The organism is Deltaproteobacteria bacterium PRO3 (assembly GCA_030263375.1).
Classification (GTDB): Bacteria; UBA10199; UBA10199; order DSSB01; family DSSB01; genus DSSB01.
This window is the reverse complement of sequence record SZOV01000019.1, coordinates 1-12,967: the sequence shown is the minus strand read 5'-3', so window position 1 is coordinate 12,967 and position 12,967 is coordinate 1. Positions and strand designations below refer to the sequence as shown.

Below are 12,967 nucleotides of genomic sequence, written 5' to 3'. Positions count from 1 at the left end.
CGCGATTTTTCGAAATGAGAACGCGATATATTCGGCGAGAGCCTCGGAGGCCGAGGCGCCGGAGGCGAAATAGCACATTGCTCATTTTTTAATCAGCATGGGGCTCCGGGATGAAGGCTCGAGGGAAATGGTTTCCGATCCTGCTCAGCGCGACGGTCTTTCCCGGCGCCGGCCAGTGGTACGTCGGGCGACGCCTCCGCGGCGGCCTGATGATCGGCCTGACCCTCTTGCTCACCCTCGCGGGGGTCGCGCGCTTCCTTTCCGTGGTTTTCGCGCTGGCGAACAAGCAGGGGGTGCGGCGGCCTCCAGAGCTGAATCCCTTCCCCCTGCTCGCTCAGGCCTGGAAGATCGACTATCAAGTGCTGCTCGCCTTTCTTTTGGCGATCGCGTCCCTGTGGATTTTGTCCATTTTGGATCTCACTTTCGCCCCCAAGGAGGGAAAGCCTTCATGAAAGCCATCCGCATCCTACTCGCCGTCCTCCAGCTCGGCTTTTTCTTGGGAGCGACGGCCTGCCGCCGCGCCCCCGCGCCCGACCAACCCATCGAGAAGGCCGACAAACCCAACGGCCCCAAGTTGGAGGGAAAAGATCTTATATTAAGGAAGGGGCTCGAGATCACCCTCGTTCAGGAAGGCGCGGGCGCCAAGCCCCGCAAGATCCTCGTCGAAAACCCCAGCGGCGCGGAGGGCCTCGCCTTCACCTGGCGCCTCGCCGCTGCGGAAGGGGCAAGCCCCGAGAGTCTCCCGAGCGGCGCCCTCCCCGAGGCCGGCGACGGCTCCGGCAAGATGACCCTAGCCAACACCGTCGACGGCCGCCGCATGACCCTGCCCCTCTTCTGGCCGGGCGGCGAGCTCTTCCTGTCGAACAGCACGGCGATCTGGCTGAGCGACAAGGCCTTCGGCGAGCTGAAAAAGGAAGGCAAGACGGTTTGGGGCCTGGGACTGCTCGACAACCCGCTGCTGGGCCCCGCCCAGGGCAACGAGCTGATCGAGGCCAGCCTGGAATTGGCCAACCGCGGCTTGGAGGCCTGGCCCGACAAAAAGGCCGCGGCCCAGGAGCTGAAGGTGACCGACGACTCGGCCGATTTCCCCCTGAAGCTGAACGGCGTCACCCGCGAGGTGACGGTCCTCGAGGCGGGCAACTGGCTCGCGCGGCTCAAGATCTTGGACAACGCCCAAAACCCCCTGATCCTCGAGGTCCAGGTCGCGCCGGAGACCAAGGCGGCCAACCTCTTCTTCCCGCTCAGTTGGATTAGGCCGTGGCTGAACTACCGCGTGTCCGAGATCTCGCTGAAGCCCTAAGCGGCCGCCGATGACCGGCGAATTGACCACTAGACAAAATCCGGGGAAAGAGTTTAAGAAACGGAGCCTTCCTCGCCGGTGTGGCGGAATTGGCAGACGCGCACGACTCAAAATCGTGTGGGCTTACGCTCATGTCGGTTCGACCCCGACCACCGGCACATTCTTTTCATTCGGCGGCGAAAAATCCGTTGGTGGCTGCGACCTGGATGACACTCCGTGTTCGAATCACACGAGCAGGGTCGCCGCTCAAGAGTCCTCGCTGAGCGAGAGCAGACCGGGGATGAGAAATACGGTAAAAAGACCGGCGACGCCTCCCAACACGGCCCCAATCGTGGCCCCGGCATTCAGCTTAAACTTTTCGATCTTCTGCGTCTGATCCAAGGGGATGCGATGCTGCATGCGCCCCTTCCGCACCAGCAGGTCGTCGCCTTCGATGTTCAGGTTTTTCCCGTTGACGTGGAGAGTCTTTCCATCGGGCGCCGTGAAGCGGTAACGGTCCCCCGTCTTTTCCTTTTTATGCGCGAAGGTGTCGCGCATGTCCTGGACGGTCGCCGGGTTCCACTTTCCGCAGGCGGTGCAGCAGACGAAGGCGACGAGGAGGAACAGGGCCAAGGTCTTGCGGCTCATGGTTCGCATTCTCCGATCGGAGAGTCAAAGGTCGCAGTCTGGAAGAAAAAGACCGATTCTACCCGGCGAGATTGACTTCCATTAGTGAAGGTCAAGTCAAACAGCACGTGATTTGGGTCTGTGATGGATACGGTGCCTGAGTAGGAAGTCGGGACGTAATCAGGGGTATTGGGGGCGAACTCGATATAAATGATGTCCTGACCGTCATACGGTACATTCTGATAGCTAAAGACTTCCCCTTCCATTTGATCAAAGATACTTTCTCCCCCTGGTAGCGCATCATCCCGAAAAAAGAATTTAAATGAAATGCCGTCTGAGGGCGGAGGCTTTGAGGGATATATATATCCGTCTATCACCTGAAAACCAGGAGATGGCTGATCCGGAGTGACTTCGACGGTAAATTCTACAGGACCCGGATCGGAAATAATGACTTGATAGGATTCAAGTTGAGCCAGCTCCTGCGTGACTTCCCTAGTAGGGCAACCGCCAGCGCAGGAATTCAGGGCGGATAAGTAGAGCAGATTAAGGAAAGCAAGAAAGTAATTAGATTGTTTCCAGAGTCTTCTCAAGGTTCACATTCCCCGATCGGTGAGTCAAATGTGGCCGTTTGAAAGAAAAAGACCGAATTAATAATACGTAATTGATCACCATTGAAGAAGGTGAGTTCGAATTGAACATGGTTCGGGTCGGTGATCCTAACAGTTCCCGAATATGAGGTCGGAACGTAGTCCGGGGTTTCAGGAGCAAACTCCACGTAAATAACGTCCTTCCCATCGTATTGGGTTTCGGGGATTGTAAAAACCTCTCCGGCAGTCTGATCAAAAATGTCTTGCCCTCCGGGGAGGGCAGTTCTTCGGAAGAAGAATTGATAGGAGACAATATTGGAGGGAATTGTTTTATTGGGGTTTATGTAACCCTCGGTCACCTCAAAAGACCCAAACTGGGTCGGATTAGCAGGATCTTCTTGATAGGTAAATTCAGGATCTGGAGGCGAAACCACCGTAACCGAATAGGATTCGAATTCACTCACCTGTTGGGTGACCTCTCGTGTAGGACATCCTCCAAAGCACGAATTTAACTGGATTGCCAATAGTGCAAAAAAGATAATAATCCAAAATTTCATTAGCCACCTCCGCCCTGTAGCTGAAGACAATCGGGTAAGTCATTAAAGTCCGTCATTCCGTCGCAGTCATCAAACGTTCACAGCATAAGGCATGGATTCAGTCTGGCTGGGCATTAGCCTTTCAATTTATTAAAGTTCAGAGGTTGCGAAGTATTTTAAGGCTCACATTCTCCAATCGGCTGGTCGAAGGTGGCGGTTTGAAAAAAGAACACCGATTGGATGTGGCGCGTGTCACTTCCGTTTTCGAATGTTAGATTAAAATAAACATGATTCGGGTCCGTAATCGAGACCGTTCCCGAAAATGTTGTAGGCAGATATTTTGGCGTATTGGGGGCGGTTTCAAAATAAATCACATCCTCACCAGTATAAGCGGTAGCGGGGATCGTGAAGATCTCACCGGATGATTGCTGGAATATACTCTCCCCTCCGGGCAAGGCATTCCTTGGAAAAAAGAATTGAAAGGAAATTAAGTCATTTGGTGCTGGGTTATTTGGATTGATATAAGAAGAGGTAACCTCAAAGGAGGCAAATTGATCAGAATCCGAAGGGGATATATCTTTCGAAAAAGCAGGATTAACCCCGTCCGACACGGTTACCTGGTAGGATTCGAATGAACTTAATTCCTGCGTTACCTCTCTAGTTGGACAACCAGCGCCGCAGGCATTAATAAACAGCGCGCCAACAATCATTGACAAGAAAATGAATGTCCTCATCATCCACCCCCTCCTTGGAGTTGAATGCAATCCGGAAGATCGCTAAAGTCGGTCATTCCATCGCAATCATCATCAACACCGTTACTGCAAGTACCATTTTGAAAGGATTCGTTAGCAAAATCCGGAGGACCTGGGGCGCATAATTGACACACCGAATCAACGGAGCGTTCACAAGCGCCAATTCCGCAAAAAATCGGCGCATCAGCTTCATCAATAATCCCGTCACAATCATTATCCAAATTATCACAGATTTCCGGCCCCTCCTGCCAGCAACCTCCGCATGAGTTAGTTACCCCTTCATCCACTTCACCGTCGCAATCATTATCAATCCCGTCGCATACCTCTGCGGGTTCCGGGCCGCATAATCCGCAATTATTCAAAACCCCTTCGTCGATAGCTCCATTGCAATTGTTATCAATGTCGTCGCAGATTTCCACCTGTGGCACGGTGCCGGAACAAGAAGCACTCCAGGTTCCTCCGGGAAGGCAGTCTTGCGTCCCTAATGTGCAAGGGCCTAAATTAATACTGCACCCTCTAGTCTCGCCAGGCATGCAACCACAGCCCTCATCGGAGACCCCATCACAATCGTTGTCTACCCCGTCACAAACTTCGACAGTTGGAGCGATCTCTCCTTCACAACTAATATGCCCACTGGTGCAACCTAATGCACCTACCCCACAAGTTCCTACGTCCAGCCCACAGGCGAGGCCTTCCTGGATCCAATTCTCATCCGTTTGGCCGTCACAATCATTATCCAATCCGTCGCAGATCTCTACAGGAGAAGCCTGGCGAGATTGAGCGTTGCAGATAAGCGCGGGATCTCCTGCACGCTGTTTATCCGGGTCGTTGCAGACAAGGTTCCCAATTGATTTGCATTGCCCGACACCACCATTGTCACAGGCATTCCCTCTAGACTCAAAACCCTCGTCCACCTTTCCATCGCAAGTATCATCATAACCGTTGCAGATTTCAGAAATAGTGGAATCCTTAGCCCGACAATAATCGATGGTTTGTATTCTCAAATCGAGGTCACGCTCTGACGACATGTCCCAGATATCAACACCATTTGAGGCGTAATCAATATCGCGCAGGAGCAGGCCATTTGGAGAGGTAGTCCTGTTACGAGCCACCTGAAACATGGCGATCTTGTCGTCGGGATTGCATATGCGAATGGCAAAGAACTTAATAGAGCATTCATCGCCCTCCCAGAGAAAAAGAGCCACGTCGTCATTGGGCGCCCTATCCCAATCCCATAAAATGACGTTTTGATAGGCGATGTATTGGTCCACTTCGGAAGGCCACCACTCACAATTATCGCTCGGCCCTTTGAGATTGATATGAACCGCTCCGGGCGGCGAATCTTTCAATTGGGAGGGTAGATGAATGGGAAGCAGGCTCGCGGGAAATGCCCACAAATGCATATTCCCCTCGGGGCCTGTTTGGAAGCGGGCATTATTCTTCTCGTGGTTGCTGTAAAAAGTCGCGAAATTGGCGATCAGGACATTGTCCCCCTGGGAGAGGAATTTATCCCCGGCGGCCTCCAAGCCGTCGTTATAGGTGCAATACCTCGGGGGACTGATCGTTCGATCGGTAATCAGCGAATTATAAATCGGGGCCTCTCGAATTTCCTCATGCCAGGTGGCTCCATCCTTTAGCTTTAAGGAACCGGTGCCGCCCTCCCTCCAAAGGCATCTGCAGGTCGCCCAATCATTTAACGGAAATTGCATATTCTGAAGCAGCGAGACGGGACTCTCCGACGCATAGACGACCGCCTGGATATCCCTCAGTTTGCCGGAGTCCTCTAGGTACATTTGTCCAAGAATATTCAGGAAGCCCTCGGTCTCCGGCGAGTCCACCAACAGGTTTATCGAGGCCCCTTGATGGCGCAGATATTCCGCGTAATAGCCCTTCTTTCCAAGGTTGGGATCGAATTCTATCAGTCGATAAGTGGTACCGCCAGAATGGGCCCCGTCCGTATCCAGTATGGTGTCTTCGGGAACCGGGATATTGGCATCTTCGACCACGACGGCATGATATTTCTGCAGGATCTCGTTCAGACTCGTCTCGTCCACCGGATCGATGATCAAACGATTGACGACGACGGCGAGCTTCCCCTCTTCCGAAGAATACATAATACCCAGCGCGTAATTCGCCAGGGCCTCGTTGTAGATTTCGGCATCCGGCCCCAGCTCGAGGGAGGGATCCACCGTGATCATATCGTGATCGGCGGAAGGACCGCCACTGCCGCAACCAATAAGGAAACCCAAAAGACAACCTAAGAAATATTTAGCAGCCTTCATCGATGACTCCATCGCAATTGTTGTCCACACCGTCGCAAACCTCCGCATCGGAGGGGCCGGGCGTTACGTCGCACGAAAGACCCGTGCCGTCCGGATTGCAGACAAGATTTCCCACCTGGAAACAAACACCCGTGCCTACCGAACAATTTTTCCCGAGATCCGGGTAATCCTCGTCGATGGCGCCATCACAATCGTTGTCCTCGCGGTCACAGCTCTCGGACGCAGGCTGGCAGTCTTGAGGAATTCCCTTGTCATACCGCTCGCAGACAAGCTCCGGAACGCAGGCCGACCGCAGCGGATCGCAGCAATGACCCTCGGCGCACTCGGAATCAGCGAAACAGAGGCCTTCTCGACAACTCCCGACGATGGCGTCGCAGCGCTTGCCCATTTCACACTCCGAGTCCTGGAAGCAGCGACGATAGACGCATCGGTAAGACTCGCAGGCCATTTCGGCGGGGCACTGATAGTCAAAATAGCAAACCCCGGGCTCTAGGCAGAGGCCGCCGGAACAAACCGAATCACTGGAGCAATCAACCTGCCCTTCGCATGGTGCGGCGCGGGGTAAGCATTGATGGGAAGCGGAACATATCTCCAAGGGCCCGCATTCCGAATCGGCAAGACAAAATTTCTTGGAGGCATCCTGAAAAACAGGCAATTGACCGCCTGTACCGCAGCCGGCGGCAAGGATCAGCAGGCAAGAAAGCAACCCTACCTTCAAACAGCTTATGATTCTCTGCATGGGTTCAACACGCCTTCGTCAAACCCTTACCCGGTGAGATTTACGGAAGACCTGACCTTTATCGAAACAAAATTAACGAGGTTGCTATAAAGAAATGAAATCAAACAGATGTCAAGGAAACGATGCCCCGGCGAGGGCATCATAAACAATACCAAAACAACGCCGCTCGCCCATTAGGTTGGTGAAAAAAGAAGCGTCAGATGGCGCCGTTGGAAACGGCGGGATCGAGGGTGCCCGGCGCATCCTGCCGCCGCCAATTATCCACCGAGCTCGCCGCGCGGACGCAGCCCAGCGTGCATTTGTCCTGGCAGGATTTGTAGGTGTAGAACTCGCGCTTCAGGTCCTCGAAGGAATAGTCCATCAAGTCCTTGCGGAAGGCGTCGCGCGTCTGCGAGCACCAGCTGACCACGCCGTTCTCGTCGACGTAGAGATAGCGGCTGCCGGCCCGGCACTTGAAGGGCGCGCTGCCGGTGCGGATCATCTCGTAGCGGTAGTCGGTGAACTCGGGGAAGCTCTTCGGGATCAGCTTCTTGATCCGCTCGAAGACCGCGAGTTGCTCGTCGTTCAACTTCACCTGGCCATCCTGGTCGTGGATGATGAGCACCCGCGGCTTGAAGCCCTGCTCCTTCGCGAACTGAATGACCTCGAAGGTCTCCTGCGGCGGGCAAGAGCCGATCACCCCCGAGACCACCACCTCGAATTTGGCGTAGTCCTTGAGATAGCCCAGCCGCTTGCGCAGGCTGTCGAGCACCTTGACGGTGACGTCGTTGGGCTTCACCCCGTCGATGGAGATCTGCATGGCCTGGAGGCCCGCGTCGTTGAGCGATTCGATCAGCTCTTTCTTCAAATAGAAGCCGTTGGTGATCATCGAGGTGTTGAGAAATTTCAGCTCGCGGCGGCAATAGCGGATCAGCTCGGGGAGGCCGGGGTGCATGGTCGGCTCGCCGCCCGTCAGGTTGATCGAGTAGGCGCCCAGCTCTTTCAACTTGCGGGCCCGCGCCTTCAGCGTCTCGAGCGGGACGGGGTCGGAGGCCTGGTCGAACTCGTTGCAGTAAGTGCAGCTCAAGTTGCAGCGGCGGATCACCACCAGCTGGGTGAACCAGGGCGAATAACGCACTCTTTGGATGAAGTTCGGACGCATCATGGATGAGGCCGTCGGACTAGCACCGACGGCGGGGCGTGTAAATACGGAATCAGCTGAAGCGCAGGGCCGCGTCGGCGGCCTCTTCGGCCTCGAGGGCCCGCAGCGCGGCCTCGGCCTTGGCCAGGTCCTCGCGGGTGTCGACCTCGTACCAAACGTTCTTATCGAAGGGAATGACGCGGATCGCCTCGCCCTGGGCCGCCATCACGGGCAGGACGTTCTCGACCACGGCCTTGTCGCCGCGCGCGGAGGCGGTCTCGGCGAGGGCTTCGCGGTAGAGCTCGATCTTGTCGGCGGTCATGTAGGTCAGGCCGACGTAGCCGGCGTCGTAGCTCTCGAGAGTCTTGGCCATGTCGACGACGCGCTTGTCGGCGTCGAGCAGGACCTTCATCTCGTCCTCGGCCAGGCTGCGCAGAAAATCGCAGAAGATCGCGGGCTCGGGCCTCTCCTGCAGGATGAAGGCCCAGGTCTTTTCGGAAAAGACGTGGTCGACGTTGCAAACCAAAAAGGAAGCGCTGAGATAGGGCAGCGCCGCTTCCATCGTGTAGAGGTTGCCGCGGGTGAAGGCCCGGTTTTCGACCAGGCGCAGGCGGTCGCCGAACAGGCTGTAGTTTTCGTCGAGGTGCCGCTCGAGGTTGCCGTGCTCGAAGCCGCCGACGACGACGACCTCTTCCACCCTTTTGTTCGCCAGCAGGCGCGGCAGGGTGTAGTCGATGAGCGGCTTGCCGTTGAGCCGGATCAAGGCCTTGGGCAGAGCCCGGGTCAAATGCCCCAAACGCAGCCCCATGCCGGCGGCCAGAAGAACTACCTGCATAATACCCCCATGAGCTCGTCGAGCCCGCGCACGGTCGCGGCCCGCGGATGCACTTGTTGGAATTGCTCTCGGCGGAAGGTCCCCACCCTCCCGACGAAATCGACGCCGAACTCCAGCGCCTGGCGAGCGTCGTGCAGCGAATCGCCGACGAAGAGCATCTCGGAGGCCTTCAGGCCGAAATGCTGGAGAACCCTCTCGAAGTGGGCCTTGCCCTTCGCGAAGCCCTTCTTGAAACCCAGCACCAGGTCGAAGCGCGGCTTGGACCGGCGTTCGAGGTAGGCCTCGACCAATTCTTGCCCGTTGTTGGAGGAGACCACCGCGCGCAGCCCCCGCTCTTGCAGGCCGGTTATCGCCGCGGGGACGTCCTGGAAGAAGGGGCGCCCGAAATAACCTTCCTGCTTGCGCGCCTCGAAGGCGGCGGCGGTCGCTGCGTTGCGGGCGTCGCCGGGAAACAAGACCTCGAGCTGCTGGAAGAAAGGCAGTCCGGAGGTGCGCAGGTAGGCCTCGCGGGACTCGTCGCGGGGCCAGTCGTAGGCCTCGGCGATCAGCTGGGCGGCCAGGTCGGCGAAGCCACCCATCGAGTCGACGAGGGTGCCGTCGAAATCGAAGACGCAGACCGATTTTTTTTGGGGACTGTCCGGCATATCAGTGCGACACCCCCGGGGCCTCCTCGGTGGCAACGGCCTTGGCGGCCAGGGCCTTGCGGGCCCGATAGCCGTTGAAGGTGATCACCGAGAGCACGACGGCGACGGCGCTGGTGCCCAGCGCCGCAAAAAAGACGATGGCCTGCGGCAGGTCGACCACCGCCAGGGAGAAAAACAGGAAGGCGAAGAAATCCTTCTTCACCAGGAATTTTCCGTAGAAGACCAGCTTGGCGACGATCGGATTTTGCTTCTTCGCCTTGGCGCTGACGACCTCTTTCTCGTAAGTCACCAGCGAGGCGGAGGCCCCCTTCTGCTGGATCAGGTAGCTGATCATGATGCTGAGCAGGATCGCGAAGGAAAACAACGAGAGCTTGGCCAGGTTGAGGATCCAGGCCGCGTGGGTCTCTTGGTACAGCCCGAAGGTCACGCCGGTGATGAAGACGACGAAGGAGAGGTTGTCGCCCACGGTGTCGAACCAGGCGCCGAACTTGGTGGCCTTTTGGTTGAGCTTGGCCACCTCGCCGTCGCAGCCGTCGATGATCGAGACCAGCTGGAAGAGAATGCCCGCCGCCAAGAGGTGGGGGTAGCCGCCGAAGGCGGCGATCACGCCCGAGAGGATCCCCAAGAGCAGGTTGAACAGAGTGATCTGGTTGGGGGTCACGCCCGCCCGGGCCAGCAGGATGCTGATCGGGAGGGAAATCCGTTTATTGATATTTCGGGCGATCCAGGCGTCGGTGCCCGCGAGGATTTTGCCGCTGGTGGCCTGCTCGTCGGGGCTGAGTCGGAGTAGATTCAGTGGAAAGGCGATTTTGCTCATATACTTTGCAGTGTCCCTTCTTCCGGGTAGACCTCGCTCGGCCACCAAAAGGTATATGACGCCGAGTGCGGATGCGATGCCGGGGCATCGAATATCTTTTGGTTTTTCGCTTCCGAAGGACCTGAGAAAATGAAGATTATCCGGTGGTTATAAGGTTTTTGACAATCGGGTGTCAACGGCAAAACACCCCCTGCCCCCGCATTTTTGACTATCCTCCACCCCGGGCCTGGTATAAGAAATCCCGAAAATAACTTCATGAATTTATTGAAATCCCCCCAGTTCCGCCGCCGCCTCCGCCGCTTCTTCTTCCTCCTCGGCCTGGCCTTCTTCGTCTACCTGGTGATCAAACTTAAACCATCGGTATTATTAGAATATTTGCGCACGGTCGGCTGGAATTTTTTTTGGATCCTCGGGCTCAGCCTCCTTTGGTTGCTCAGTTACTCCCTGGCCTGGGAGATCTTTCTCAAAAACCTAAGTAAACGCGTCAACTTATGGGACATTTTCAAGATTAAGGCCTCGGGGGAGGCGATCAATAGCATCACCCCCTTGAGCTGGGGGGGAGGCGACCCGGCGCGCATCTTGATGCTCAAAGACCACATCCCGCTCAACGAGGGGACCGCCTCGGTCGTGGTGGACCGCAGCCTCAACAACATGGCCATCGCCCTGTTTATGCTGCTGGGCGTCCTGATCACCTTCATCCGCTTCACCCTGCCCCCGGCCCTGGAAATCGGGCTGCCCGTCGCCTTGGCGGTCATCGTGGGGGTCTCGGGCTTCCTCTTCTATCGCTCCCATGAGGGCCTGTTCAGCTTCTTCCTCGACCTGCTGAAGAAACTGCGCCTGAAGCGGAACTTTTCGGAAAAGACCCTGGCCAACGTCCACGAGATCGACGGGCACATCTCCCGCTTCTATAAAATGAACCGCAAGGGCTTCGTCGCGGCCTTCGGACTTCACTTTCTGGGCCGCCTGGCCGGCGTCGGCGAGATCTACCTCGCCGCCCGCTTCCTCGGCCATCCCATCTCCTTCATCGACAGCTATTTGCTGGCCTCCATGACCGTGATCATCAACATGATCTTCGTCTTCATCCCGGGCAGCCTGGGGGTGATGGAGGGCGCCTTCGCGGGCGTCTTCGCCCTGCTGAAGCTCGATCCGGCCATCGGCACCTCGATCCAGATCGTCCGCCGCACCCGCATGCTGTTCTGGACCGGCGTGGGCTTCGTTTTCATGTCCCTGATGAAAGGGGACGCGGGCGACAAACCGAATCCCGCGCCCGCGCCGTAATTCGAAAAGCGCCGTCGCGGGGGAAAACGCGAAAAAACCCTTGATAAACCGCCTCGAACCTTGGCATGGAAATAGAAATTCATGAATAAAACTCCGGCCTTCCACGAAGCTTGGATCCCGAGACCCGCGCAGGTAGCACCCTTGAAACTCCGTCTTTTCAAAATCCTCCTCTTCTTCACCCTGCTGGCGGGCGCGGTCGTCCTGTACCCGAAGTTCCAAGAATTCCGCGATCGCGGCCAACCCGCCGTCGTCGCCGCGCCCAGCGAGGCGAAGGACAGCGAATTCTCCCGGGCCGAGATCTTTCGCCAAACGCTGCGCTACCTCGTCAAAAACTACTACGACACCGAGGCCCTGGCTCCCAAGGCCCTGCTCAAAGAGGCCCTGCTCGGCCTCTCGCGCAGCGTCCCCGAAATCCTGGTGCTCTTCCCCGACGGCGCCGGCTCCTTCACGGTCGAGCTCGCGGGAAAGAAGAAAAGCTTCAGCGTGCCCTCCATGAAGGGCGCCGACGACATACTGCCGGTGATCCAGAACGTCTTCGCCTTCGTCGAGACGCACTACAAGGGCGAGGTCAAGCTCGAGGACATGCAATACGCCGCGATCAACGGCATGCTCGACTCCCTCGACCCGCACAGCTCGCTATTGCCCCCCAAGATTTTCACCGAGTTCAAGACCCAGACCGAGGGCGAGTTCGGCGGCATCGGCATCGTCATCGGCCTGAAGGACGGCGAGCTCACCGTCATCGCGCCCCTGCCCAACACGCCCGCGGCGCGGGCCGGCCTCAAGCCCAAGGATAAGATCGTCAAGATCGGCGACGAGGCCTCGATCAACATGGACCTCACCGAGGCGGTCGAGCGCCTGCGCGGCAAGATCGGGACCAGCGTCGCCATCACGGTGACCCGCGAGGGCGCCGAGGCACCGCTCGACTTCACCCTGACCCGCGCCAACATCAAGATCGAATCGGTCCAATCCAAGCTGGCCGAAAGCCCCGAGGGCGACGTCGGCATCCTGAAGGTGAAAAGCTTCCAAGAAGAGACCAGCCGCGAGCTCAACCGCCACTTGAAGGCGATGCGTGACAAGAGCAAGAACTTCAAAGGGCTGATCCTCGACTTCCGCAATAACCCGGGCGGCCTGCTCAACCAGGCCGTCGACATCGCGGACAAGTTTCTGGCCAAGGGCACCATCGTCCTCACCGTCGGCGCCAACAACCAGATCCTCGAGGTCGACGAGGCCACGGCGGGCGACACCGAGCCCGACTACCCGGTGGTCGTCATCGTCAACGACGGCTCGGCCTCGGCCTCCGAGATCGTCGCCGGCGCGATCAAAAACAACGGCCGCGGCGTCGTCATCGGCAGCCAGACCTTCGGCAAGGGCTCGGTGCAGTCGGTGTACTCGCTCAAGGACGGCTCGGCCCTCAAGATGACGGTGGCCCAGTACCTGACGCCGGGCAACGAATCGATCCAATCGGTCGGCA

14 protein-coding genes and 1 tRNA gene are annotated in these 12,967 nt (G+C 57.3%); 5 read left to right on the top strand and 10 right to left on the bottom strand.

Features of this window, described 5'->3' with window-relative positions:
* Positions 1-110 precede the first annotated feature (110 nt).
* The 3 genes from FBR05_05045 to FBR05_05035 all read left to right on the top strand — a co-directional run bounded on the left by FBR05_05045 (position 111) and on the right by FBR05_05035 (position 1,458).
* On the top strand, positions 111-452 hold the full coding sequence (locus tag FBR05_05045; GenBank protein MDL1871552.1) for a hypothetical protein: 342 nt from the start codon (positions 111-113) through the stop codon (positions 450-452).
* Complete coding sequence (locus FBR05_05040) at positions 449-1,300, top strand: hypothetical protein (protein MDL1871551.1); 852 nt, start codon at positions 449-451, stop codon at positions 1,298-1,300. The genes FBR05_05045 and FBR05_05040 overlap by 4 nt, the downstream gene beginning before the upstream one ends.
* 74 nt (positions 1,301-1,374) lie before the next feature.
* Positions 1,375-1,458 (top strand) — tRNA-Leu (locus FBR05_05035).
* 88 nt (positions 1,459-1,546) lie between these two features.
* Here FBR05_05035 and FBR05_05030 read toward each other — a convergent pair.
* From FBR05_05030 to FBR05_04985, 10 genes are all read right to left on the bottom strand, one after another.
* Positions 1,547-1,927 (bottom strand): hypothetical protein, encoded by a 381-nt coding sequence (locus FBR05_05030; protein MDL1871550.1) that lies wholly within the window; start codon positions 1,925-1,927, stop codon positions 1,547-1,549.
* Positions 1,924-2,496, bottom strand: coding sequence for a hypothetical protein (locus FBR05_05025; GenBank protein ID MDL1871549.1), 573 nt, complete (start codon positions 2,494-2,496; stop codon positions 1,924-1,926). Before FBR05_05025 ends, FBR05_05030 begins: the two co-directional genes overlap by 4 nt.
* Complete coding sequence (locus FBR05_05020) at positions 2,493-3,050, bottom strand: hypothetical protein (protein ID MDL1871548.1); 558 nt, start codon at positions 3,048-3,050, stop codon at positions 2,493-2,495. Before FBR05_05020 ends, FBR05_05025 begins: the two co-directional genes overlap by 4 nt.
* Positions 3,051-3,205: 155 nt before the next feature.
* On the bottom strand, positions 3,206-3,766 hold the full coding sequence (locus FBR05_05015) for a hypothetical protein (GenBank protein MDL1871547.1): 561 nt from the start codon (positions 3,764-3,766) through the stop codon (positions 3,206-3,208).
* Positions 3,763-6,111 carry a hypothetical protein gene (locus tag FBR05_05010; protein MDL1871546.1) on the bottom strand — a complete coding sequence of 783 codons (2,349 nt, stop codon included), beginning with the start codon at positions 6,109-6,111 and terminating at the stop codon, positions 3,763-3,765. Before FBR05_05010 ends, FBR05_05015 begins: the two co-directional genes overlap by 4 nt.
* The gene (locus FBR05_05005; protein ID MDL1871545.1) at positions 6,050-6,802 is read right to left on the bottom strand and encodes a hypothetical protein; all 753 of its coding nucleotides are present in this window, start codon (positions 6,800-6,802) and stop codon (positions 6,050-6,052) included. The genes FBR05_05010 and FBR05_05005 overlap by 62 nt, the downstream gene beginning before the upstream one ends.
* A gap of 196 nt (positions 6,803-6,998) precedes the next feature.
* A complete protein-coding gene (locus tag FBR05_05000) occupies positions 6,999-7,946 on the bottom strand; it encodes a radical SAM protein (GenBank protein MDL1871544.1) in 948 nt (315 codons plus the stop codon).
* A 49-nt stretch (positions 7,947-7,995) separates the two neighbouring features.
* On the bottom strand, positions 7,996-8,757 hold the full coding sequence (locus FBR05_04995; protein ID MDL1871543.1) for a hypothetical protein: 762 nt from the start codon (positions 8,755-8,757) through the stop codon (positions 7,996-7,998).
* A complete protein-coding gene (locus FBR05_04990; protein ID MDL1871542.1) occupies positions 8,748-9,401 on the bottom strand; it encodes an HAD family hydrolase in 654 nt (217 codons plus the stop codon). The genes FBR05_04995 and FBR05_04990 overlap by 10 nt, the downstream gene beginning before the upstream one ends.
* Before the next feature lies 1 nt (position 9,402).
* Positions 9,403-10,218, bottom strand: coding sequence for a CDP-alcohol phosphatidyltransferase family protein (locus tag FBR05_04985; protein MDL1871541.1), 816 nt, complete (start codon positions 10,216-10,218; stop codon positions 9,403-9,405).
* A 255-nt stretch (positions 10,219-10,473) separates the two neighbouring features.
* On the opposite strand from FBR05_04985, the gene FBR05_04980 reads away from it, so the two are divergent.
* Entirely contained in the window at positions 10,474-11,496 is a 1,023-nt protein-coding gene (locus tag FBR05_04980) for a flippase-like domain-containing protein (protein MDL1871540.1), read from the top strand.
* A gap of 81 nt (positions 11,497-11,577) precedes the next feature.
* A partial coding sequence (locus FBR05_04975) for a PDZ domain-containing protein (protein ID MDL1871539.1) occupies positions 11,578-12,967 on the top strand: 1,390 nt, incomplete at its 3' end.